This is a genomic window from Plantactinospora soyae, from assembly GCF_014874095.1.
Classification (GTDB): Bacteria; Actinomycetota; Actinomycetes; order Mycobacteriales; family Micromonosporaceae; genus Plantactinospora; species Plantactinospora soyae.
Genome location: NZ_JADBEB010000001.1, coordinates 7,370,331 through 7,393,799 on the forward strand (window position 1 = coordinate 7,370,331; position 23,469 = coordinate 7,393,799).

Consider the following 23,469-nt stretch of genomic DNA (forward strand, 5'->3'; position numbering starts at 1 on the left):
GGACGCGACCGAGTGATCGCCGACGGGACGTCGATGGCTCATCATGTCGAGTGTTGTTCATGGTGCCGACCGATCTGAAGCCCTGTCGGGTCGTCAATGTCTCGTCCTTCCTCACGGGGATCCTGTTGCCAAGGACGGCGGATCCGTGCCGTATTGCCTGCGCGTGGCTGTCCGTTTGATATGCACCGATGCGCCGACTCGGACTGGAAACGCCCGTGCCGGCGGGCCGCAACGCGCCAGCAACATATTGTTGATCCCATCTGAACGGCCGCGCAATTTTCCGAACCGACTCGATCAGAAACGGACATAGACGAACACGCGAGGGACCAAGGATGGTATCCAGACCGGCCGTTCAGATGCCCGGGTCGTCCGCGCCTACTCGGAGGCCAGCAGCTGCGTCAGTCGATCCAGGCCGCCCTTGATCAGCTGCCCGTACTCGTCATCGCCAAGTGCGCCGATCCCCGCCTGCGCACGCTGGAGGTGCTCGCGGGCAAGGCCGAGATCGCCGAGCTTGCGGTAGCACTCGCCGAGGTTGAGGTGCAACGACGGATACAGTCCGGCCACCGGCAGCGTCACCCCGGCCTGCGTGACCCGGGTGTCGGTGAGCGAGTCGGCCGCAGCCAACGCTCGCTGATCCCAGATCAACTCCTGGTGGACGTCGTCCTGCACGTCGGCCATCGCGTGCGCGAGGACGCAAACGTGTAAAGGATCGCCCCGCTCGCCGCCGATCTCATCCCAGATCTGCGCGAACAAGTCGCGAGCAGCCTTCCGCTGGCCCTGGTGATGATGCAGCTGCACACCTTCGTTGATGCGGGCGAGCGTTGCATCGATGATCATGGGCTGCTCCTACCCGGCTCACTCCGCGACGATGGCCTTGATCGTACTTTGCGGACAAGCGGCCACCGATATGGGAGAAGCGATATGGCTTGACCAATGCGCATTGCCCTTTGCTCCGCTTATCCTGCGGATACCGGCATCCCCCGCTCATGAGGAGCACGACGTTGAGACCCACCTCGATCCTGCGTGTTCTCGTGACCATGTCCATGGCAGGCACCGCAGCGCTCGGCGTTCCCGCCGGGGCAAGCGCGGCACCGCCTGACATGTCCGTGGCAGCCGCGCCCGACGTGTCCCTGACCAACCAGCGCGCACACCTGCAGCAGTTCCAGAGCATCGCGAGCGCCAACGGTGGCAACCGCCGGTCGACCAGCCCCGGCTATACGGCGTCGGTGAACTACGTGTACGACCGGCTGGCCGCGGCCGGATACACCGTGGCGCGGCAGAACTGCACCTCCGGCTGCACCTCGGGCGCCGGCCCGAATGTCATCGCCGACTGGCCGGGCGGCGATCCCAACAGCGTTTACATGTTCGGGGCGCACCTCGACGGCGTGGCCGCCGGACCCGGTATCAACGACAACGCCTCCGGCTCCGCCACGCTGCTGGAGATCGCGCTCACCCTCGCCGCCACGAACCCGACGATGCGCAGCCGCGTCCGGTTCGCCTTCTGGACGGACGAGGAGCAGGGCCTCAACGGCTCGGAGTTCTACGCCAACACGCTACCGACGGCGGAGCGGGCGAAGATCAGGGCCTACTTCAACTTCGACATGGTCGCCTCCACCAATGGCGGCTACTTCGTCAACCGCATCACCTCTGCGGCAGGGCAGACGTTGAAGGCGTACTACGACGGCATCGGCGTGCCCACCGAGGAGAACACCGAGGGCGCGGGCCGGTCCGACGACGCCTCCTTCAACGCTATCGGGGTACAGACCTCCGGCGTGGCCGCCGGTGCGTCCCGGGTGAAGACGGCCGCCCAGGTCGCCAAGTGGGGCGGCACCCAGAGCGGATTCGACCCCTGCTACCACCGTGCCTGCGACACGTACCCGAGCAACATCTCCACCACCGTCCTGGACCGGGCCGGCGACGCCGCCGCGTACGCCTTGTGGACCCTCGCCACCGGCACGGCGCCCGCTGCCGTCTGGTCGGACACCTTCGAGACGGCCACCGGCTGGACGACCAACCCGGGTGGTAGCGACACCGCGACGGCCGGCGGGTGGGAACGCGGCGACCCGCAGGACACGAGTTCCAGCGGAGCCAAGCAGCTCGGCACCACCGTCTCCGGGATCAACGGCCTGGTCACGGGCCGGCTCGCCGGCACCGACGCGGGCGCGTACGACGTCGATGGTGGCCTCACCAGCGTCCGCTCGCCGGCCATCACGGTACCGTCCGGCGGCACCGTCAACCTCTCCCTGTCGTGGTACCTCGCCCATGGCAGCAACGCCTCTTCCGCCGACTACTTCCGAGTCTCGATCGTTCATCCGAGCGGAACGACGGCGTTGTTCACCCAGCCGGGGGCCGCGAGCAACCGCAACGGCGTCTGGGCGACCGGCACCTGGAACGTCAGCGCGTACGCCGGGCAGTCCGTACGGATTCTGATCGAGGTCACCGATGCCTCGGGGGCCAGCCTCGTCGAGGCGGGCGTGGACGACGTCACCATCTCACGTCAGTAGTCAGTGGCACGGCGACGCCAGCATCCTTGACCCTCAGTAGTCCGGTGGCCCAGCGGCATGCTCACGCACGTCTGCCCAGGTCGCCGGAGATACAGACCGGCCGGGTAAAGGAGTCGTCGCGACGGCGTCCGCCGAGCCTCGCCTGATCCCACTGTGGATGGGTGGTAGGCGCGTCCCTGTACCTACGACGATCCCTTGAAGTCTCCTGCCTCGACGGCAGAATTGCCGCCGTCCACAGCGGTGCGACCTGCGATGCTCTGGCGGTGAGCGCGCGGCGTCCGGGCGTCCGGACGCCGTCCAGGCCGTAAGGCCGGCCCCACCTTGCCAAACGCCCAAGGAGAGAGCATGCACCGGACCAACGCCTCGGCCCCCCGCCGCCTGCTGGGCGCCGCGACCAGCATCGGCATCGCCGTCGCCCTCACCCTGCTCGGCACCGCCCCTGCGCAGGCCGCCGTGGCGCCGGTGTTCTGCGATGGCGTACCCGCCACCATCATCGCTGACAGTATCGGCAACACCACCAACGGCACCCTGGGATCGGACGTCATCGTGACCTTCGACGGCGACGACGTGATCTGGGCCAAGGAGGGCAACGACCTGATCTGCTCGGGCGGCGGCAACGACGACATCAATCCCAGCTTCGGAAACGACACCGTCTACGGCGAGGCCGGCGACGACACACTCGGCGGCTCGGCCGGCGACGACATCCTGTACGGCGGACCCGGCAACGACACCCTGATGGCCGGCACCGGCGATGACTTCGCTGACGGCGGCCCCGGCACCGACCTGTGCAGGCTCTTCGATCTGGCGCTCAACTGCGAGAGAAATTAACCAGCCCTGACGAGGCGACCCACTGCAGCAGGTGGCAGAAGGCAGGCGGAGCCACCGAGTCGCCGCCGTCGGAATCACCCCACCGACCTGCCCGTCGCTACGGGGCTGTCTCGCCAACGCCTTTGTCTCACATCCGGTTTGCGTCGTGACGCGCTGTGGTTCGAGCGGAGCTGGAAGACCTGCGCCTTCGGCCCATCGCCGGCCACGGGTGGGCGGCTGACCGCGAGACAGTTCCGAGGCCGGGGATCCGGGTCATCTCACGGGTGGAGCACGGCCTTGATCACGCCGTCTTCGCGTCGGTCGAAGCGGCGGTACAGGTCGGGTGCGTCCGCGAGTGTGCTGTGGTGGGTGACGATGACGCCGGGTCTGGCCCGGCCGGACACCACCAGGTCGCGCAGCAGCCGGGTGTAGCGGCGGTCGTGGGTACGGCCGAACCGGACTGTGACGCCTTTGCTGAAGAGAGCTCCCCATGGTGCGACGAGGTCTTCGTGGGCGGTCGCACCGGGTCGTGGGTGCAGGTCCTTGTCCGGGTAGACACCGGCAACGGCGATCGCGCCGGTCGGGTTGACCAGCCGGGCCGCATCGGCGATCACCTGGCCGGGATGTTCCTGGTCGGGGTGCTCGCGATCGCGGGCCTGGAACCCGACCGCGTCGATCACCTTGTCCACCCCGCCCAGTTTCTCCTCGCCGAGGGGCAGACCCGTCCGAGCCCGATCTTGACGGATCTGTTCGACCGGGTCGCCGCGGCGGAAGTCGATGGGGACCGCGTCGAGCTCCCCGGCCTTGTCCAGCCGGGCGTCCACGGCGTCCACGCAGTACACGACCCGGGCGCCCCGGATCCGAGCCGAGTACGCGCTGAGCAAACCGATGGCGCCGGCGCCGAACACGGCCACCGTGTCGCCGGGCTCCACCCCGGCGAGGGTGGCGGCGGCGTGCCATCCGGTGACGAAGGCATCGGCGAGCAGGACGAAGTCATCCTCGTACTCGTCACCGGGCTGGACCGGGCAGGGGCAGGCAGTTCGCGTCGGCCCACGGCACGCGGAGCAGGTCGGCCAGGGCACCCCGGTACGGCCCCATCCCGGCGTAGCCGTACGCGGCGCCGGTCCCGTCGACCCGCGCCCGCAGGCAGGCCGCGGAGAGTCCCCGGGCGCACATCGCGCAGGTGCCGCAGAACAGGTGGGTGGGGATCACGACCCGCATGCCCGGCCGGACGGTCTGCACGGCACCACCCACCTGCTCGATCACGCCCAGGGGTTCGTGCCCGAGCACCAGGCCGGGGTTCGCACCGGTCCGCCCGTCGTACATGTGCAGGTCGCTGCCGCACAGAGCGCTGGCGGTGATCCGTACCACTGCGTCGGTATCCACCTCCAACCTCGCGTCGGGCACCTCCCGCACCCCAACAGTCCGGACGTCCTCGTAGACCACCGCTCTCATCCGTCCCGTACCTCTTCGCTCGTACCCAGCCAGCGCTCCCCGACCGCCCGGCCCGGTATGGCTGACTGCCCCTGTTGCCGGCGACCAGGGCAGGAGGATCCCCAACAGTGGCCGGATAACTCCCCGCTGACGGCCAGACATTTTTCTCATACGCGCGGCCCTGGTGCACCACGCTCGAGAAATCGGACACCGTCGCCGATCTGGTCCGGCGCCGTACCGGGTCAATGACTTTTATCGATAAGTCGGTCAGCCAGCTCGGTCCGGGCGTACAGCACCACCCGGCCGGCTCGGGCCCTGCTCACCAACCCGGTGGCGCGCAGCACCGCCAGGTGCTGGGAGACCGCGCTCGGCGTGACCCTTAACCGCCGGGCCAGATCGGTGGTCGAGGCGGGGCCGTCCAGCGCGGCCAGCAGCCGGGCCCGGGGACGGCCGATCAGATCCACGAGAGCGCCCGGCCCGGCCGGGCTCACGGACTCCCAGAGCGTGCCGATCCCTCGCGCGGGGTAGGCGACGACCGGGGGCTCGTCTGGGCCGACCGGACTGATGGTCTGTGGGGCGAACAGGGTCGGGATCAGCAGGAGGCCCCGCTTCGCCACCGGCACGTCATATTCCAGGCTTGCACCGGCATACAGCCGCAGCACGCCACCGGAGAAATGGGCCCGCCGGTCGAGGCTGAGCAGCAGGGTTGCGGCGCCCTCCCGGGCCAGCAACTGGCCCCGATGCAGCATGTCGGCCTCCAGCACGGCCCGCATCCGGGGCCAGTACGGCTCGATCGCGACCCGCCAGTAATCAGTCAGTGCGTCGGCGACGGCGTCGGGCAGGGCGGCGGGACGCCGGGCGAGGACCTCGGGCAGCGGGTGCTGGCCGTACACGGACCGCAGGTCCGCCAGGGCCTTGGTCGGCTCGGTGGCCCGAACCCGGTGCAGTTCGTCGGCGATGTCCGGCAACGGGGTGGTCGGGCGGGGCGCGATGAAGTCGGGCAGCCAGCCGCGCTCGGGCCCGACCAGGGCGGCCAGTGGGGAATCGGTGGCCAGCAGGTCCCGGTGCCGCCGGATCCAGGGCAGGTGCAGTACGTGCCGCTCGGGCCAGCGCAGTGCCCACAGGCTGGTGGTGGCCTCCAGCAGCGGCGAGTAGCCGAACCGCATGTCCGCCAGGTCGTCGACACCAAGCTGATAACTGATCATTTAGCTTGATGCTAAATCTGTGCCGTCGGGAAATCTGCTCGGGGAGGGTGTTCGACATGTCACTAGTTGTGCACCAGGTCGCCCGGCCGGCCGGGCGGGCCACCGCCGAACAGTTCACCATCGTCGAGGAGCCCATGCCGGTCCCCGGCCCCGGCGAGGCCCTGGTCGAGAACCTCTATCTCTCGGTGGATCCGTACATGCGGGAGTTGATGGACTTCCAGGAGTTGCACATTCCGTTCGGCGGCCGGGCCATCGGCCAGGTGCTGGAGTCCAATGACCCGGGCCTGGCGGTCGGCGACCTGGTCTTCCACGTCCAGGGCTGGCGGACCCACGCGGTGGTGTCGATGCCGGCGGCACGGGTGTTGCCGCGGCTGGAGGGTGTTGCGGCCAGCGCATTCCTGAGCGTGCTCGGTGGCACCGGGTTGAGCGCGTACGTCGGCCTCAAGGAGATCGCCCGAGTCCAGCCCGGGGACTCGGTCTTCATCTCTGCCGCCGCCGGCGGGGTGGGCAGCGCGGCCGGACAGATCGCCCGGTTGCTCGGCGCGACCCGGGTGGTCGGCAGTGCCGGCTCCGCCGGTAAGGTCCGGCACCTCATCGACGATCTTGGCTTCGACGCGGCGTTCAACTACCGCGACGGCGATCTGTCTGGCCAGTTGGCCGCCGCGGCCCCGGCCGGGATAGACGTCTATTTCGACAACGTGGGCGGCGAGCATTTGGCGGCGGCGATCGGCGCGCTCCGACCACACGGCCGGATCGCCTGGTGCGGCGCGGTCGCCCAGTACGACATTGCGGCCGAACCCCCGGCCGCGCCCTACAACCTCTTCGAGATCGTCGACAAGAGCCTGCGTCTGGAGGGCTTCCTGGTCCGGAACTACCGGCACCTCCAGCCCGAACTGGAGGAGTTCCTGATCCCACATCTGCGCACCGGCCGATTCCTGGTCGACGAGACGATCGTGGTCGGCTTCGAGAACGTGGTCGACGCCTTCCTGAGCATGCTCGCAGGCGCAAACACCGGAAAGATGCTGCTCCGAGTCCATCAGACCGGATAGGCCGGCAGCCACACCTTCTCGTCGGGGGTGTCCATCCGATTGGAGCCGAGATAGTCACGCAGTCTGCTGAGCGCGGGATGCCGGTTGTCGTCGCGCCAGATCAGTGACATCGGGTAGATCGGTGCCGGGTCGCGTACCGGTATGCGCCGCAGGTCGTAGCTGTCCGGCCACAGGTATCGGGTGCGTTCGCCGGCCAGCGTCGCCAGTTCCGCGGAGTCGGCGATCTCGGCCAACAGTGCCTCGTTCCCGAAGACCGGCCCGACGAGGTCGATGGTGAGGCCGAACGCGGTGGCGAGTTCGTCGTAGTAGGCGGCCCATTCGGTACCGGCGGCCATCCCGGGCATCCAGATGCGGTGTTCGGCGAGTTGTGCGGGCGTGACGGCGCGGGCGTTGGCGAGCGGATGGCGTGGCCCGACGAGGACCTCATGGTGCTCGTCGATCACCCGGGCGGTTCTGATCGCGGCTGGCAGTTGGCGCGCGGGGACGGGGACGGCGTGGAAGGTGGCGTCGATCGTCCCCGCCTCGACGGCGGCGGTCGCGGCATGGACGTCGGCGTCGAGGGTGACGACATCCAGCTCGATCTGCGGATACGTACGGTGGAAGTCCTGCAGCAGTACGGCGGGAGCAGTCCGTCGACTGTGGACGTCAATGCGGAGGGCGCGCCGTCCGGGGCGCACGGAAGCGTCGGCGCGCGCTTCCACCCGGAGCAGTTCCCGGGCGTGGGGCAGGAAGGCCTGGCCGTCGATCGTGAGTCGGGCGCCGCGAGCCGTACGGGTGAACAGCCGTACCTGCAGATCCTTCTCCAGTGCGGCGATGCGCTTGGACACGGCCTGCTGGGTGATCGACAGCGCGGCCGAGGCGTCCTGGAACTGGCCGGCATCGGCGGCGGCGACGAAGGTACGCACGGCGTCGAGATCCACAGACCAGATCCTACTCACACAACGATCGGTTGTGGCTCGCCGCCGGTTCGGTTGTTTGATCCGCTATCCCAGGCCTTGCTTTGATCACAGCGGTCAACAGCGAGTTGATCGAAGCGGGAGGTGTGGAACTTGGCGACGAGACGATCGCTGGGTCGGCAGTTCGGATGGCTGTGGGCGGCGTACGCGGTCAGCGCCTATGGCTCCGGGTTCGGGTTCGGCGCGTTGCCGCTGATCGCCGTGCTGGTGCTGGATGCCAGCCCCGCTCAGGTGTCCGTGTTGTCCGCGGTCGGGCCGGCAGTGGGCGCACTGATCGCGTTGCCGCTCGGACCGTGGGTGGAATTCCACCGCAAGCGGCCGGTGATGATCGCGATGGACCTGGCCCGGTTCGCGGTCATGCTGACAATCCCCATCGCGTACGCCCTCGGCCGGCTCAGTTTCGTCCAGTTGCTGGTCGTCTCGGCCGTGGTCGCCACCGCCAAAATCGCCTTCAACGCGGCCAGCGGCGCCTACCTCAAGGCCCTCGTCCGGCCGGACGACCTGCTCGTGGCCAACGCGAGGTTCGAGTCGACGACGTGGAGTTCCATCGCGGTCGGCCCGCCGCTGGGCGGCGCTGCGGTCGGCCTGTTCGGGCCGGTCGTCACCATCGTGGCCGACGCGCTCAGCTACCTGTTCTCCGCGCTGGGGATCACGGCCATTCGAGGCCGAGAAGAAGACCCGCCGCGAGCCGGCAAGCGCCGGGTCCGGGCCGGTGAGCTGCTCGACGGCTGGCGGCACCTCCTGACCCACCGCGGCCTGCGGGCGCTCTACCTCAACCAACTGCTCGTCAGCGGACTGATCATGGCCACCGAGCCGCTGCTGGCCGTACTCCTGCTTCGCGAGCTCGGATTCCCACCCTGGCAGTACGGCCTCGCCTTCGCCGCCCCCTGCGTCGGCGGACTCATCGGTTCACGCCTGGCTCCTCGTGTCGTGGCCCGGTACGGCCAACACCGGATCCTTCGTACCGTCGGCACACTGCGGGCGATCTGGCTGATCGGCCTCGCGTTCGTCCAGCCCGGCGCCACCGGCCTCGCGACGGTGATCGCGGTCGAACTCGCGATCATCATCAGCATGAGCCTGTACAACCCGGTGCTCGCCACCTATCGCCTGGAACACATACCCGGCGACCGCATCGCCCGTACCCTGTCCGCCTGGTCAATCAGCAGCAGCGCGGCCATCGCCATCCTCAGCGCACTCGGCGGACTGCTCGCCAACGCCACCAGCCCACGCACGGCGATCGCGGTCGCGGGAATGCTGATCCTCGCCAGCCCGCTGCTGCTACCCCGCCGTCCGGATCCCGGAGTTCCACCGGACGTGAGCTGGCAACAGCCCGTGCCCAACCGCAGGCAGCGGTCTCCGTGAAGCCGAGTGAGGGGGCCGCCAACAGCTGACAGACGCAAGCCACGCGACAACAGCACGTACCAACCCGAGCCACACGTGGGACATCGCGGCCGGGCCACCGATGCAGAAAGGCACACTTCATGACTGTCACCGCAGTTGACCCATCCAGCGCGCTGGTCATCATCGACCTGCAGAATGCCATCGTCGGCGCTCCCCTGGTCCCCTACACCGGCCCGCAGGTGGTGGCTCGGGCGGTCGAGTTGGCCCGCGCCTTCCACGAACACAGCGCCCCGGTCGTCCTCGTCCGGTTGACGGCCCGCGCGGACGGATCGGATGCCGTACCGGGCCGCAACGAGATCCCGACCCGGCCCGGCTCCTTGCCGGAAGACTGGGATGTCATCGTCGACGACCTCGCCGGCCACCCCGACGACATCACAGTGACCAAGCGCACCTGGGGTGCCTTCCACGGCACCGATCTCGACCTGCAACTGCGCCGCCGCGGTGTCACACAGATCGTGCTGGCCGGGCTCACCACCAGCATCGGCGTGGAGTCAACCGCCCGGGCCGCCTACGAACACGGCTACCACGTCACACTCGCGACGGACGCCATGGCCGACCTGGACCTGGAGGCCCACCGCAACAGCATTCAACGGATCTTCCCTCTTCTCGGCCAGACCGGCTCCACCACCGAGATCGTTGACCTGCTCACCGAGACCCGCGCCTCCTGACCTGACCAACGACCGGGAAGCCGTACAGTCGAACAGCTGGAATTCGGTAGGACGAGCGTTGGCACGGGGGCAGGGCCGCCGCGCAGCCGGTCAGCGCGGCGCTCCGGCAAGAAGCCGGCGTGCCTCGCCCGCTCCGATGTCCGTACCCGCGCCGCAGAGCGGGTTGGTGCAGTAGAGCCTGTGCTTCGTCCGGACCCGGAACAGCGGTACGAAGAAGAGGCTGAACCGGGTGATCTCGCGCACCAGCAGCATGCTGCCGGACTGCCCGCAGACCCGGCAGGCCATCGGGACCAGCCCCAGTCGCTCCGACTTGGTGCGCAGACCGAAGATCAGAAACATGCGGTACCCCTGTTCGCCTAGGTCGCGTCCGGAGGGAATTCGCCGGACTCCTCCACCGTGATACCCCGATGCCAGCCGTCCCAGCCCCGGACGGCGATCCAGGTGGCTCGGGCCCGAGCCAGCTCGATGCCGTCCGGGCCGTACAGGATGCTGTGCACGAGCGCCTTGCGCCCCCTCGGCCGAGGCGACGGCGCCGCGCACCACGTGCCGCTCGCCGAGGGCGGCCGGACCAGCCGGACGGCGGTCCGTCCCAGCACGTACGACGGGCCGGCCGGGCGGGGTGAAAGTTCAGCCAATCGCGCAGAGGATCTTTACTGTGCCTTGGGGCCGGGGGTGGTGTCCTGGTGCAGGATGAACCGGTTGGTCACATAGGTGGCGGCCCAGAGGACCACCCCGATGACGAGCAGCACGGTGGCCACCCGGTAGTCGTCGCTCGCCCGGCCGGACAGCGGGCTCGCAAGGTACGCGCACGCGATCGCACCGATCACGGGGATGGCGGTGGGTGCACGGAAGTGGGTGTGGTCCACGGGGTCGCGGCGCAGTACCAGTACGGCGATGTTTACGACAGTGAAGACACTGAGCAGGAGCAACGACGTCGTGCCGCCCAGCGCCGTCAGGTCGGCGAACCAGATCAGCCCGAAAGCGATCAGGGTGGTGAAGACGATGCCGACCCAGGGTGTGCGCCTGGTGGGGTGAACCCGTCCGAGGATTCGTGGCAGCACGCGCTCGTGGGCCATCCCGTACAGCAACCGGCTGGCCATCAGCATGTTGATCAGGGCAGAGTTCGCCACAGCGAACATGGTGATGAAGGCGAAGACGGTGATGGGAAATGCCGGCGCTCCAACCGCGACGACCTTCAGCAGCGGCGCGTCGCCCTCGCTGAGGTCCTGGGGGGAGACCAGGGCCACCGACGAGATCGACACCAGTACGTAGACCAGTCCGGTGATGCAGAGCCCGACCAGCATGACCTTCGGAAAGATTCGGACCGGCTCCTTGGTCTCCTCGGCCATGTTCACCGAGTCCTCGAAGCCGACCATCGCGAAGAACGCCAGCGCGGTGGCCGCGGTGACCGAGAAGAACGCAGTTTCGCCCGGCGGCGAGTCGAACTCCAGTAGACGGGACATGTCACCGTCGCCGCCGCCCAGCGCCCAGGCCCCGATGAAGATGACGATGAGCAAACCGGTCAGCTCAACGCAGGTCAGCACCACATTCAGCTTCACACTCTCGGACACGCCCCGGAAATTGACCAGAGCGATGAGCGTCATGAAGGCAACCGCCACCGCGGTGAGCCCGAGGCCCTCGCCGATCGATAGGTCGAAGGCCTCGGCGAAGTTGCTGGCGAACGCCTTCGACGCACTGGACGCTGAGGTGAGGCCCGAACACATCACCGCGAAGGTAACCATGAAGGTCAGAAAGTGAATTCCGAAAGCCTTGTGTACGTACAGCGCCGCACCCGCCGCCCGCGGATACTTCGTCACCAGTTCCAGATAGCTGAAGGCGGTCAGCATCGCCACCAGGAACGCGAGTAGGAACGGTAGCCACACCGCTCCGCCCACTTCGGCGGCGACCTTGCCGGTGAGCGCGTAGACGCCGGTGCCGAGAATGTCTCCGACCACGAACAGCAGTAGCAGGCCGGGGCCTATCACCCGCTTGAGAGTCGGCTCGCCGCGCTCGATGGTTCCCTCAGGTGCCCCTGCGTCCGCCACAGGCCCTCCCCTCGGCGTTCGCCTCCGAGGTGATGACCCGGCGCGAAGCGTGGTAAACATCATCGATGTCCAGAGCACACCCACCGTATTCGATCCACCGTGCAGGCGCGCTACGAGAACGGTCTGTTCGGGCGCACGGTGCGGTGCAGTCTCAACGCAGGCGCCGTCAGCAGGGCACGACCACTGCCGTACGCCGGCCCGTTGTCGGAGACCGGCATGCACATCGTGCTGGGCGCCAATCCTGAGGCCGATCAACCGTGGATCGCCGACGCCGTCGCGGATCTGGTCCGGCAGAGCGGCGGGTCGGTCGCCGTGGGCGCCGTCGACGAGGCGGACTCGAGTCTGGCGGCGGCGCCTCGCAGTGCCTTCGCCGAGCGGGCGCAACGGGCCGCTTCGGCGGCGGTTCAGAGGGTTGGCCGCAGTCGGGATCAACGCGAGCCAAACAGTACTTTCCAGTCGTTCCTTGCGACAATCATGTACATCCGATCACGAGCAGGAGGACCACGTGCGCGTCATACGCGTTATCGCCGACCTTCGAGTGGCTGACGTCGAGGCAGCGAGAAGCTTCTACACCGACTACCTCGGACTGGGTACCGAGGAGTTCAACCTTGGATGGGTGGCCCGCTACACCGCCCCGGACAGTGGGGCGAATCTCCAGCTCGTGACACGCGACGCGACCGCACCCGAGGATCCGGCCATTTCCGTTCAGGTGGATGACGTGGAGGGCGCATATGAGGATGCGCAGAAGCTGGGCTACGAGATCGTGCATCCGCTGACCACGGAGCCATGGGGTGTGCGCCGGTTCTTCGTCCGGGCACCGGACGGCAACGTGATCAACATCGCGCACCATCGGGGCTGAACCAGCGGCGCGGCGCGCGGATCGGGCGGTCCTCGAAGGTGCCGTGCGTTCTCAAGGAATGCCCAGCTCACTGGCGATGTCCGAGTTTCGGCATCCACAGGCGTCAGGCACGGTGCCGCCCCGGGCGCGCGGCCTGCGTACCGGACTGTGCCGGAGCCGCCACGGGCCACGCGGGATCCGGCGCATCGCCGGCCGGACCGCGTCCGCCGTTGTGTAGCGGCGGCGAGAACGGCTCTACGGCCGCCATCTGGGTCATCTCGTCCAGCGCCGGATCATCGGCCGGCGTTGGCTGCCGGGGCGCCGGGACAGGCGGACGGGAGGGTGACGGCAGGACGCCGACCGGGACGTACACCTGCGCCTCCACCGCCTCGGCCAGCAGCAGCGCCATCGCGACACTCGTCGGCCGGTCGACCGGATCGGCGCTCAGGCACCGCAGGCACAGCTCGGCCACGTCGGCGGGCAGGCCGGCGACCGGCGGCAGCGGATCCGGTGGCCAGTGGACGTGTGACAACGGCCGCTCCGGTTCCGTGCGTACCGGCCACGGCAACCGCCCGACCAGGCTGAGATAGAGCACCACGCCGACGGCGTACACGTCGGTGGCCGGGCTGGCGCCGAGCCCGTTGAGCCGCTCCGGGGCGACGAACGCGGGCGTGCCCACCACCTCGCCCCCGGCCACCGGATCACGCTCGCCGATCAGTGCCGCGATGCCGAAATCGAGGACCTTCACCCCGGTCGGGGTGAGCACGATGTTGGCCGGCTTGACGTCCCGGTGCACGATCCCGCCCAGGTGGGCCGCGGCCAACGCGGCGCCCACCTCCGCACAGACCCGGACCGCGATCCGCCAGTCCAGCGCCCCGGACCGCAGGTGCACGGCCAGCGTCTCACCCTCCACGAGCTCCATCACGATGTACGGCGCGGGCTGACCATCGGGCAGGGGCGCCAGGCCGAAGTCGTGCACGCTGGCGATGTTGGGATGAGCCAGCCGGGCCGCGGCGCGGGCCTCCGTCCGGGCCTGGTCCACGATCGCCCGAGCGGCCACCGGATCGGCGTGCGGCAGGGTGATGAGCTTGACCGCGACCGGCCGGTCGAGCACCTCGTCGTGGCCGTGCCAGACCTCCGACATGCCCCCTGCCCCGATCCGCTGATCGAGGCGGTACCGCCCGTCCAACACCGGCATTCCGCGCCCCCGACACCTCTCCCCCGCCGCAGTCCGGATCGACGACGGCCGGCAACAGCGCTACCCCCAGTCCGCCCGACACAAACCGCGATCTTCGACATAACGGCCGGTCAGCACCCCGACGTCGGCGTCCGCCCCGGGGTTCCTCATGTTGCTTCTCCCCGTGTCGCGCTGCCGTGTTGCTGATCGCCCCACTCCCAGATCAGGTGCCCTTCGGCCTCGAGCTTGTCGAGGGAGCCGACCAGGTCCTGCGGGTCCGCGCCGGGCGCGATGTCGAAAACGGTGAACCGGTCTCCCCAGTGCTCATGCGGTATGCCGTCGAACTCCGCGACCGCCACCAGCGCCTCGGTGAGTCCGGTCGGCGCCGTCGGCTTGAACAGGGCGCGGAGCACCCGGTGACCGGAACGTTCGTGCACCCGGATCGGCCCGCCGGCCGGGTCGAGCGCCACCACGTCGTGGCGGGCCAGGCCGTCGGTCCAGAACGGCACGCAGACGATCCGTGCCAGCCCCTCGCCGAGGTCGGAGAGCCACAGCTCCTCGACGTGGCCGGGCAGCTTGTGCGCAACGCCGACATACGCCTTACGCAGGGGTGCCGGCCACCCGGCCGACTCGGCGTGCACCACGTAGGTGGGTTCGGTCACCGAGCACTCCGTCTCATCCGCGTTTGTGGCTCATCCCGCGTACGCGAGGTACCACTCCTGGATCATCGACTTGGGCCACCAGGGCGGCGGCCACGTGCCGGTGTATCCCTTGGGCGGAGCCTTCGGCACGATCCTATTGTTCTTCGACGGGTTGCAATGCCCGCTCCGCCGAGCCGTCGTCAGCGTCTCCGGTCACCGGTGCCGACGCGGGTCGTTTGGCCAGCAGGACCTCGTACGAGCGTTGTCAGTCCGGTCGGGCTGGCCGCGTGACATCCGTAAAGACGGATAAAGAAATATGACGCATGGTGTCAGGTTTTAGGTCGATCATGGTTTCACCGGTCGGCGTCGACGGTGGATGTGGGCGTGGACCGGGCACTACGGACAGATAAGGACCTCCATGCGCGAAACTCCAGCAGAGCTCAAAGAGCTTCAGACGCTCCTTGACGCCTCCCTCTCCCGCTCCACCCCGCACCTCCGCTCGATCATCAGCATTGAAAGCACACTGACCGCGGAGCAGCTCATCCAGGTCCTCACCGGCATGTGCACCCTCGCCCTGTCCACCGTGACGGCGAAGGGCGAGCCGCGGATCAGCGGTGTGGACGGACATTTCCTGCACGGCAAGTGGTATTTCGGCACGGCGCGCGGCGCGGCCAAGGCGCGCCACCTCGCGGCGCGGCCCGCTGTCAGCGCCGCGCACATGCGCGGTGAGGACCTGGGCGTGTTCACGCACGGCAGGGTGGAGACCCTCAACCCCCAGGACGGCGAGCCGGCCGCGGACTGGCCGGACCTGCTCGCGTACTTCAAGGACTTCTACGGCGACGACCTCTTCGACTGGGACAACGACGTGGTCTACTACCGGCTGCATCCGCACTGGATGACCGCTTACGCCCCCGACATCGCAAAGCTCATGGCGACGTCCCAGTCCTGATCCGCAGCACGGGCCGGATCGGGACCGGCCACGTGAGAGATCTGGCGAAGCCGCCGCTCAGCGCCATCGAGGATGCCCTGGCGCGCAGCGGCGAGATCCGTTTGTTCGGCATGGGTGGAGGGCCTCTCCGCCGATGCCCTGCTGCGTTGCGAGAGGGTGGACGAAGGTTGACTGCATTCGTACGGGACGTCGCGAGTATGGGGCGCGAGACCATCGACGTGGTGGGGGCTCGGACCAACAATCTGCGGGACGTGTCCGTGAGCATCCCCAAGGGGCAGCTCGTCGTCTTCACCGGTGTGAGTGGCAGTGGTAAGACCTCGCTGGCCATCGACACCCTGCACAACGAAGCCCAGCTCCGGTATCTGGAGGGGCTTTCGCCGTTCGTACGGCAGTACATCACCCAGCGCAATCGGCCGAAGGTCGACCGCATCCTCGGGCTCGGCGCGACGCTCGCGGTCGACCAGCGCCGCCTGAACCGCAACCCTCGGTCCACGGTCGCGACGATCACCGGAATCGACGGGCACCTGGGGCTGCTGTACTCGCGCCTTCCGGGGATCGGCGCAGACCCGGCGGCGGGAAGTGGGGACGGGCATCTGACGACCGCTCACTTCGACCGCAATACGCCGGAAGGGAGCTGTGCGGACTGCCACGGGGTGGGCGGGCGTTGGCAGGCGCAGGAGGACCTGGTCATCACCCACCCGGAGCTTCCGCTGTTCGAGGGGGCCTCGCCCTGGTACGCGAAGTGGCGGTCGGGCGAGCACGCGTTCGTACCGGCGCTTGCCGAGCGGCGGGGCGTGGACCTCGGCCGGTCGTGGCAGTCGCTGCCTGAGGAGTTCCGTCACTGCGTGCTGTACGGCACGGGTGATGAGAAGGTCGAGGCGACCGTCGACATGACGAACAAGAATGAGACGGCCCTGTTGACCTACACCTCGAGTCAGCCGCTGCGGGGCGCGCTCGCCGAGGTGGAGCGGGTGTTCGTCAACGCCCAGACGTCCAGCGCCAAGCAGCGCTACCTGCCGTACATGCGCAAGCAGCCCTGCGGCACCTGCGGCGGCAGCGGGTACGACAAGGTGGCCCGGTCCGTACGGCTTGGCGGGCTGACGTACCCCGACCTGCTCGAGGTGGAGGTACGGGAGGTGCGTAGCTGGGCGAAGCGGGTGGCGGACGACCTGGCTGCCCGGCAGCGCGAGGTGGGTGAGCCACTGTTGCAGGACCTGGGCCGCAGGCTCGGAATCCTTGACCGGCTCGGCCTTGCCCATCTCCAGCTGTCCCGGAGCGCGGCGACGCTGTCCGGGGGTGAGTTGCAGCGGACCCGGCTCGCCGCGCAGCTCAGCACCGAGCTGAGCGGCATCATCTTCGTCCTGGACGAGCCCGGGACCGGGCTGCATCCGGCGGACAAGGCGCACCTGCTCGACATCGCCCTGGAGCTGCGCGAGGCTGGCAACACCGTGCTCCTCGTCGAGCACGACCCCGAGCTGATCGCCCGGGCCGACTGGGTGATCGATCTGGGCCCCGGCGCGGGCCGCCTCGGCGGTGAGATCCTGGTGTCGGGGCCTCCCGCAGACGTGGCCGCCCACCCGAAGTCGCTGACCGGGCGCTATCTGGCCGGTGAGGGGCCGCGGTTGCACCGGATCCGCCGCCCGGCCGGGGATGACACCGGCTGGGTGGAGCTGCACGGCCTGCGTGCACACAATGTGACCGCGGACCTGGTGCGTTTCCCCGCCGGTCGGCTCACCTGCCTGACCGGGGTGAGCGGCAGCGGCAAGAGCAGCCTACTCGGCGCGCTCGGGGCGAGCGTAGAGGCAGCGCTGAACGGGACGACGACCGACACGGTGCGGAAGGTGACCGGCCTCGAGCGGTTCAGCTGGGTCGCCGTCGTCGATCAGGAACCGCTCGGGCGGACGCCGCGATCCAATCCGGCCACGTACAGCAAAGCGTTCGACATTGTCCGCAAGCTGTTCGCCGAGACCGACGCAGCGCAAGGGCGTGGAGTCAACGCCTCCTGGTTCAGCTTCAACACCGCAGGTGGCGGCCGCTGCGAAACCTGCACCGGCTATGGCCGCAAGCTGGTCGACATGCACTTTCTGCCGGATGTGTGGGTGGTCTGCGACGCGTGCGAGGGTCGGCGCTACAAGCCGGAGGCTTTGGAGATCAGGTATCAGGGGTTGGCCATCGATCAGGTGCTGGAGCTGACCGTCGCCGAGGCCGTGGAGCAGTTCTCCCAACCCCGGCAGCTCGTGGAGACCCTGGGAGCCTTGAATCAGGTCGGACTTGGCTATCTCCAACTCGGCCAGAGCGCCACAGAGTTGTCCGGCGGCGAGGCGCAGCGGCTGAAGCTCGCGTCCGCGATCCAGCGCGGTGCCGCGAGCCGCAAGGCCGGCCTCGTCGTTCTCGACGAGCCCGTCTCGGGCCTGCACCCGTCTGACATCCAGCGTGTGATGGACGCGCTCGACGTGTTGCTCGACTCGGGCAACACCGTCGTTGTGGCCGAACATGACATCCCCGTCGCCGCGTCTGCGGACTGGGTGATCGACCTGGGGCCGGGGGCCGGTCCGGACGGGGGTGCGGTGGTCGCGGAGGGCACCCCGGACACCGTCGCAACAGCGGACACCCCGACCGCCAACTTCTTCCGGCGGTACGCGGCGGGCCTGCCGCTCCTGGAGGGGTCCACGCCGAGGATGACCTGAGGCATCGTGTCCTCCCTCGATCCGACAATGTTCATCGACGGGGACAGCGCTACCTTGGGCGATCGAGACGCCCCACGCGGTGGCCAGCGAGTGTCAGCCGTGGCTTCCAGCGTCATTGGCGTGGATGTCGAGGAGGGCGAGGAAGGCGTTCGCCGCGGGCGTGCTGCCGGACCGGCTCCAGATGACGTATTCGACGCGGGCTGGGGCGTCCGTGACCTGGATGGTGGTCACGCCGGTGAGCTGTGGCGCGTAGGCGGACGGGAGCATGGCCACGGCGAGCCCCTGTTCGACCAGTCGGGAGATGAGGTAGGCGGTGGTCACCTCGAAGGCGACGTCGCGGCTGAGACCGGCGGCTTCGAAAGCCTGATCGGACTGGGTACGCCCGGCGGTCTTGGCCGGTAGGTCCACGAACACCTCGCGGGAGAGCCGTCGCAGGCTGACCGCCGACTCCGTGGCGAGGGGATGGTCCGGGGCTACCACGGCGACGAGCCGGTCGCGGGCGAGTTCGCGGGCGTGGACGCCTTCAGGGCGCACGGTGGTGGGCAGGCCGAGGAAGGCCGCCTCGATGACGCCCTGCTTGACCTGCTCGACGAGTTCCTCGCTCGCGCCCACGCGGAGATTGATGCGTACGGACGGGTACCGCTGGCGGTAGTCCCGCAGGATGCCGGGGAGGTCGACCGCGGCGACGGTGGGGATCAGGCCGACCATGAGCCGTCCGCGCACCTCGCCGACGGCTGCGGCGACCTCGGCGGCGGCGCGCTCCGCGGCTCCCAGGCACTGGCGGGCGGCGGGTAGGAAGGCGGCGCCGGCCGGGGTCAGCCGGACACGCCGGCTGGTGCGTTCGAAGAGCTTCGCGCCCAGTTCCCGTTCCAGGCGCGCGATCTGGTGGCTGAGCGCGGACTGCACCACCAGGCAGCGCTCGGCGGCCCGGGTGAAGCTGTTCGTCTCGGCGACCGCGATGACGTAGCGCATCTGCTGAAGCTCCATTGATCCATCTTTGTTCACGATCGATGAGGTGACAAACATGTGTTGGACTCATTGATCCATTCCGGGTGAAGCTACGAGCAGGACCGGCGCGGCACAACCGTCGCCCGGCCCGAACCCCGCGTCGAACCACCGTTCGCGGGACCTCGCCGTCGATGACCGCGTGCAGCCGACGGCGCACCTCTCACTCGGAAGGACGACCTCACCATGAACGTCACTGCACCCGGGCGACCGGCGCAGACCGTCGCTGACGCCTGGATCGACCCCCGCTGCCCCTGGGCATGGGTCACCTCCCGTTGGCTGTTCGAGGTCGAACAGGTCAGATCCGTCGAGACGCGTTTCCACGTGATGAGCCTCTCGGTGCTCAACGAAGGCCGCGAGGTCCCGGAGAAGTACCGCACGGCGATGGTCGAAGGCTGGGGACCGGTACGTGTCTGTATCGCCGCCGAGCAGCAGCACGGTCCCGAGGCCCTGCGATCGCTCTACATCGCGATGGCCACCCGGATTCACCATCAGAAGGCCGGCCTGGGCCAGGACATGATCCTCGCCTCGCTCGCCGACGTCGACCTGCCGGCCGAACTCGCCGACGTCGCGCAGACGACCGACTGTGACAAGGCGCTGCGGGAAAGTCACCACGCCGGCATGGACCCGGTCGGCTCCGAGGTCGGCACTCCCGTCATCCACGTTCCCGGGCCCGGCGGCGAACTTATCGCGTTCTTCGGTCCGGTGTTGTCTCCCGCACCGCGCGGCGAGGCCGCCGGCCGACTCTGGGATGGCGTCCTCGCCCTGGCCAGCACCGACGGGTTCTTCGAGCTCAAGCGGACTCGCGACCGCGATGCCCTTTTCGACTAGCAGCAGATCGAACGTCAACCGCTGTGTGGCGCCTGATGTCGGCGCCCGCGATCTCGAAAAGGAAGGCGGTACGGCGTGAAGAGCGACCATCGACTCCTCATCGCAGGTGTCACAGCGCTGGCGCCGGCGATCTGGGGAAGCACATATCTGGTGACGACCGAATGGTTGCCACCTGATCGGCCGCTGCTGGCCACCACCGTTCGGGCGCTTCCCGGGGGCCTGATCCTGCTGGCTCTCACCCGCCTGCTGCCGACCGGGACGTGGTGGTGGCGGTCGTTGGTGCTCGGCACGCTCAACATCGGCGCGTTCAACTTCCTGCTGTTCGTCGCGGCCTACCGCCTGCCCGGCGGCATCGCAGCGATGATCATGGCCGTACAGCCGATGATCGTCCTGATCCTGGCGGCGCTGCTCATCGGCGACAGAGTTCGGGGCACACACGTGGTCGCCTGTCTCCTGGGCACGGCTGGTGTCGCGATGCTGATGTTCAGGGGGACGGCGGCCCTGGACACCGTGGGCGTGGTCGCGGCGCTCGCCGCAGCGGCCTGTATGGCCGTCGGCATCACGCTGACCAAACGGTGGGGACGCCCGGACCGGGTAGGACTGCTGCCTTTCACCGGATGGCAACTGATCGCCGGTGGACTCGTGACCCTGCCGTTCACGCTGATCTTCGAAGGTCTGCCGGCCACACTCACCGGGTCCAACCTCATCGGGTTCGCCTACCTCACCTCCCTCGGCGCCGTCCTCAGCTACGCACTGTGGTTCCGCGGAATCGCAAGTTTGCCCGCACTGGCAGTCTCCTTCCTCGCCCTGGGCAGCCCGATCGTCGCGACCCTCCTCGGATACCTCTTCCTGCGCCAGACGTTCTCGATCGTCCAGATGGTCGGCGTCATCGCGATCATCGTCGCCGTGCTGCTCGCGCAACCACGGCCACGACAACGTCCCGACGATCCCCCGGACAACGACAACCCCGCGGTACCCGGACCGGCGGCGCCGCCGGCCGTCAGCGGAAACCGCCGATGACACGCACGCCATCGCCGACCGCTCGCCGCTCCGACAAAGAGGAAGACATGGTCACAACAGATCCACACCCGTATTCGACCCTGAGGTCATGGCTGGGTGTCGCCGTCATCACCGCCAGCCTGTTCACCTTCGTCACCACCGAACTGATGCCCGTCGGCCTACTCACGCCGGTGAGCGCGAACCTGGATGTGTCCACGGGCGTCGCCGGACTGATGGTCACCCTGTACGGCATCTCCGCCGGCCTCGGCGTGCCGTTCATCGTCGCCTGGACCAGGCACATCAACCGGCGCATCCTGCTGTCCGCACTCCTGGCGATCCTCGCCCTGGGTAACCTTTTCACCGCCGTCTCGCCGAACTTCGCACTGATCCTCACGACCCGGCTCGTCATGGGATTCGCCAACGGCGTCTTCTGGGCCATCGGCGTGAGCATGGCGATACGCCTCGTACCCGGCCGCCTCGCCCCCCGAGCATCAGCGGTCGCGCTGTCCGGCATCTCGATCGCCGCGGTGCTGGGCATCCCGCTCGGCACGTTCCTAGAAAGCCTCACCAACTGGCGCACCACCTTCCTCATCTGGGCCGGCCTCAGCACACTGGTGTTCCTCGCCGTCACCATGGTCATCCCCTCACTACCCTCGGAGAACGCCATCCCCGTCCGGGACGTCTTCCGACTCCCCCTCCAACACCCACAACTACGCCTGGTGATGGTCGCCGTAACGCTGTACGTGCTGGGCCACTTCGCCGCGTACACCTTCATCCGCCCCTTCGCGGAGGAACACGCGGCGGCCTCCGCCGCCTTCACCGGCACGTTGCTCGTCATCTACGGCGTCGGCGGCGCGGCCGGCAACTTCATCGCCAGCCACACCGTGACCAAGAACCCCCGAGTCAGCTTCATCATCGCCTGCACCGGACTCGTAACTGCGATGCTGCTGCTACTCACAACTGGACACACACGGTCCGGGCTGATCCTCGCCGTAGCACTCTGGGGAGTGTCCTTCGGCGCCGCCAACCTGTGCCAGATCAACCTGATGCTCGGCGCCGCACCCGGTAAATTCGAGGCAGCCATGTCCATCAACACCATGGGCTACAACACATCCATCGCGCTGGGCGCACTGTTCGGCGGATGGTTCGCCGACAATCTCGGAGTCGACAGCGCAGTCTGGTTCGGTGTCGCCCTGACAGGCGCCGCGCTGCTCGTCACCATCACCACGAGCCGGAAAACCACAACGGCGATCCCCGACAACGAGTTGGCCACCACCGGGTACAGCCGCAGTGCAAGCTGACCGGCTGAACTTCTAGTGTGGGTACTTGCCGAAGGTACTGCTCAGGGCGATCCCCGCGGCGCAGGGCAACTCGCCCGGGGCCAGTTGGGTGTGCGACGGCCTCCAGATCTCCGCACCCGTCGAGGTCACGCGGGCCAGGATGCAGTCGTACTGCGCGGCCCGCAATGCCACGCCGACCCTGCCGTCCTTCGCGGCCACGTCCTGACGGATGGCCGGGTCGAGCTTCAAGGCGATGATCGCCGCGCGAACGGCGGGTTCGTCCGGACCTGCGGCCTCCAGCGCGCTCTTCAGGCGGGCGTCGACCCCGGTGAGCGACGGGTCCTTGGTGACAGGAACGGATTTGCCCGCCGGGCAATCGATGTCGTCATCGCGGCCGTCATCGTCCGGGCCGAGCTGAATGCGGAAGCAGACCGGCTCGTCGCGTTCGTCGATCACCGAGCCGTCCGCGCCGATCTCCACGCCGTGACCCGTCACCTGCAGCACCAAGGTCACGCCGGTCTCCCAGTGCGTCTCGCCGGTGACCGCGAGAACCTTGACGTCTGGGTGCTGACCGGCGGAGTGCGCATAATCGTCAGCCTTGAAGAGGTGGTCGTACTCGAACCGGTCCAGAACGCCGTCGACCTTCTTCGCTGCGTCGTCCACGGCGCTCTCGTGGATCGGGCTCTCCGGGTGGTCGAAATACCGCCACAGCCCGCCGCCCACCAGCGCCAGAACCAGCAGCACCGCCGCACCGAACGCCATTCGCCGTCTCCTCTTGCTCACGGGCGAAGTATGCCGTAGCCAGGGCGGCCCTGACGCCCCCTGGTTCGGCTTGAGCCAGGTCGGAAAGGACCGGCGACTCGCCAACCCCCGAGCACCTGGACCCCCGGCCCCGCCGAGCGCGTTCGTGACGTTCTGAAGAAATGAGGAAAACGCGATGACCGTACGTTGAATGCGGTCAGTGACTCGATGGTCGGCATCGCGGGCACCAAA

23 protein-coding genes are annotated in these 23,469 nt (G+C 68.4%); 11 read left to right on the forward strand and 12 right to left on the reverse strand.

Annotated elements, in window-relative coordinates; all coding sequences use genetic code 11:
• Positions 1-375: 375 nt before the first annotated feature.
• Positions 376-837 carry a tetratricopeptide repeat protein gene (locus tag H4W31_RS32400; protein WP_192770094.1) on the reverse strand — a complete coding sequence of 154 codons (462 nt, stop codon included), beginning with the start codon at positions 835-837 and terminating at the stop codon, positions 376-378.
• Between the two features lie 149 nt (positions 838-986).
• Here H4W31_RS32400 and H4W31_RS32405 point away from each other — a divergent pair, with 149 nt between their 5' ends.
• The gene (locus H4W31_RS32405; RefSeq protein ID WP_192770095.1) at positions 987-2,504 is read left to right on the forward strand and encodes a M20/M25/M40 family metallo-hydrolase; all 1,518 of its coding nucleotides are present in this window, start codon (positions 987-989) and stop codon (positions 2,502-2,504) included.
• 345 nt (positions 2,505-2,849) lie between these two features.
• Positions 2,850-3,332, forward strand: a complete 483-nt coding sequence (locus H4W31_RS32410) for a calcium-binding protein (RefSeq protein WP_192770096.1) — start codon at positions 2,850-2,852, stop codon at positions 3,330-3,332.
• Between the two features lie 257 nt (positions 3,333-3,589).
• Here H4W31_RS32410 and H4W31_RS32415 read toward each other — a convergent pair whose 3' ends face one another.
• The 3 genes from H4W31_RS32415 to H4W31_RS32420 all read right to left on the reverse strand — a co-directional run bounded on the left by H4W31_RS32415 (position 3,590) and on the right by H4W31_RS32420 (position 5,950).
• Positions 3,590-4,393 (reverse strand): MDR/zinc-dependent alcohol dehydrogenase-like family protein, encoded by an 804-nt coding sequence (locus tag H4W31_RS32415; RefSeq protein WP_225945782.1) that lies wholly within the window; start codon positions 4,391-4,393, stop codon positions 3,590-3,592.
• Positions 4,320-4,766, reverse strand: coding sequence for an alcohol dehydrogenase catalytic domain-containing protein (locus H4W31_RS43305; RefSeq protein WP_225945783.1), 447 nt, complete (start codon positions 4,764-4,766; stop codon positions 4,320-4,322). Before H4W31_RS43305 ends, H4W31_RS32415 begins: the two co-directional genes overlap by 74 nt.
• Positions 4,767-4,987: 221 nt before the next feature.
• Positions 4,988-5,950: an ArsR/SmtB family transcription factor gene (locus H4W31_RS32420; protein WP_192770097.1), complete on the reverse strand. Its 963-nt coding sequence runs from the start codon at positions 5,948-5,950 to the stop codon at positions 4,988-4,990.
• Positions 5,951-6,006: 56 nt separating this feature from the next.
• On the opposite strand from H4W31_RS32420, the gene H4W31_RS32425 reads away from it, so the two are divergent.
• Positions 6,007-6,999, forward strand: coding sequence for an NADP-dependent oxidoreductase (locus tag H4W31_RS32425; protein ID WP_192770098.1), 993 nt, complete (start codon positions 6,007-6,009; stop codon positions 6,997-6,999).
• On the opposite strand, the gene H4W31_RS32430 is transcribed toward H4W31_RS32425, so the two are convergent.
• Positions 6,987-7,919 carry a LysR family transcriptional regulator gene (locus H4W31_RS32430; protein WP_192770099.1) on the reverse strand — a complete coding sequence of 311 codons (933 nt, stop codon included), beginning with the start codon at positions 7,917-7,919 and terminating at the stop codon, positions 6,987-6,989. The genes H4W31_RS32425 and H4W31_RS32430 overlap by 13 nt on opposite strands.
• A gap of 129 nt (positions 7,920-8,048) precedes the next feature.
• Here H4W31_RS32430 and H4W31_RS32435 point away from each other — a divergent pair, with 129 nt between their 5' ends.
• Both H4W31_RS32435 and H4W31_RS32440 read left to right on the forward strand, forming a co-directional pair.
• The gene (locus tag H4W31_RS32435; RefSeq protein WP_192770100.1) at positions 8,049-9,317 is read left to right on the forward strand and encodes an MFS transporter; all 1,269 of its coding nucleotides are present in this window, start codon (positions 8,049-8,051) and stop codon (positions 9,315-9,317) included.
• 119 nt (positions 9,318-9,436) lie between these two features.
• Entirely contained in the window at positions 9,437-10,024 is a 588-nt protein-coding gene (locus tag H4W31_RS32440) for an isochorismatase family protein (RefSeq protein ID WP_192770101.1), read from the forward strand.
• Positions 10,025-10,114: 90 nt separating this feature from the next.
• On the opposite strand, the gene H4W31_RS32445 is transcribed toward H4W31_RS32440, so the two are convergent.
• From H4W31_RS32445 to H4W31_RS32455, 3 genes are read right to left on the reverse strand one after another with little or no spacing between them, the layout of a single operon-like run.
• On the reverse strand, positions 10,115-10,363 hold the full coding sequence (locus tag H4W31_RS32445; protein WP_192770102.1) for a zinc ribbon domain-containing protein: 249 nt from the start codon (positions 10,361-10,363) through the stop codon (positions 10,115-10,117).
• 17 nt (positions 10,364-10,380) lie between these two features.
• Positions 10,381-10,659 (reverse strand): hypothetical protein, encoded by a 279-nt coding sequence (locus H4W31_RS32450; protein WP_192770103.1) that lies wholly within the window; start codon positions 10,657-10,659, stop codon positions 10,381-10,383.
• Positions 10,660-10,674: 15 nt separating this feature from the next.
• On the reverse strand, positions 10,675-12,153 hold the full coding sequence (locus H4W31_RS32455; protein ID WP_318783531.1) for an APC family permease: 1,479 nt from the start codon (positions 12,151-12,153) through the stop codon (positions 10,675-10,677).
• A 421-nt stretch (positions 12,154-12,574) separates the two neighbouring features.
• Here H4W31_RS32455 and H4W31_RS44510 point away from each other — a divergent pair, with 421 nt between their 5' ends.
• Positions 12,575-12,928 (forward strand): VOC family protein, encoded by a 354-nt coding sequence (locus H4W31_RS44510; RefSeq protein WP_192770104.1) that lies wholly within the window; start codon positions 12,575-12,577, stop codon positions 12,926-12,928.
• A gap of 103 nt (positions 12,929-13,031) precedes the next feature.
• Here the strand turns inward: H4W31_RS44510 and H4W31_RS32465 are convergent, their stop codons facing one another.
• Positions 13,032-14,051, reverse strand: coding sequence for a serine/threonine-protein kinase (locus H4W31_RS32465; RefSeq protein WP_318783532.1), 1,020 nt, complete (start codon positions 14,049-14,051; stop codon positions 13,032-13,034).
• 200 nt (positions 14,052-14,251) lie between these two features.
• A complete protein-coding gene (locus H4W31_RS32470; protein ID WP_192770106.1) occupies positions 14,252-14,746 on the reverse strand; it encodes a DUF4265 domain-containing protein in 495 nt (164 codons plus the stop codon).
• Positions 14,747-15,143: 397 nt separating this feature from the next.
• Between H4W31_RS32470 and H4W31_RS32475 the strand changes: the two genes are divergently transcribed.
• Both H4W31_RS32475 and H4W31_RS32480 read left to right on the forward strand, forming a co-directional pair.
• Entirely contained in the window at positions 15,144-15,674 is a 531-nt protein-coding gene (locus H4W31_RS32475) for a pyridoxamine 5'-phosphate oxidase family protein (RefSeq protein WP_192770107.1), read from the forward strand.
• 197 nt (positions 15,675-15,871) lie between these two features.
• Complete coding sequence (locus tag H4W31_RS32480) at positions 15,872-18,361, forward strand: excinuclease ABC subunit UvrA (RefSeq protein WP_192772563.1); 2,490 nt, start codon at positions 15,872-15,874, stop codon at positions 18,359-18,361.
• A gap of 93 nt (positions 18,362-18,454) precedes the next feature.
• Here H4W31_RS32480 and H4W31_RS32485 read toward each other — a convergent pair whose 3' ends face one another.
• Entirely contained in the window at positions 18,455-19,348 is an 894-nt protein-coding gene (locus tag H4W31_RS32485) for a LysR family transcriptional regulator (protein ID WP_192770108.1), read from the reverse strand.
• Positions 19,349-19,552: 204 nt separating this feature from the next.
• On the opposite strand from H4W31_RS32485, the gene H4W31_RS32490 reads away from it, so the two are divergent.
• The 3 genes from H4W31_RS32490 to H4W31_RS32500 all read left to right on the forward strand — a co-directional run bounded on the left by H4W31_RS32490 (position 19,553) and on the right by H4W31_RS32500 (position 22,497).
• Entirely contained in the window at positions 19,553-20,197 is a 645-nt protein-coding gene (locus tag H4W31_RS32490) for a mycothiol-dependent nitroreductase Rv2466c family protein (RefSeq protein ID WP_192770109.1), read from the forward strand.
• A gap of 75 nt (positions 20,198-20,272) precedes the next feature.
• A complete protein-coding gene (locus H4W31_RS32495; protein ID WP_192770110.1) occupies positions 20,273-21,217 on the forward strand; it encodes an EamA family transporter in 945 nt (314 codons plus the stop codon).
• Between the two features lie 47 nt (positions 21,218-21,264).
• Positions 21,265-22,497 carry an MFS transporter gene (locus H4W31_RS32500; RefSeq protein ID WP_192770111.1) on the forward strand — a complete coding sequence of 411 codons (1,233 nt, stop codon included), beginning with the start codon at positions 21,265-21,267 and terminating at the stop codon, positions 22,495-22,497.
• Positions 22,498-22,509: 12 nt separating this feature from the next.
• Here the strand turns inward: H4W31_RS32500 and H4W31_RS32505 are convergent, their stop codons facing one another.
• Positions 22,510-23,238 carry a hypothetical protein gene (locus H4W31_RS32505; protein WP_192770112.1) on the reverse strand — a complete coding sequence of 243 codons (729 nt, stop codon included), beginning with the start codon at positions 23,236-23,238 and terminating at the stop codon, positions 22,510-22,512.
• Positions 23,239-23,469 lie beyond the last annotated feature (231 nt).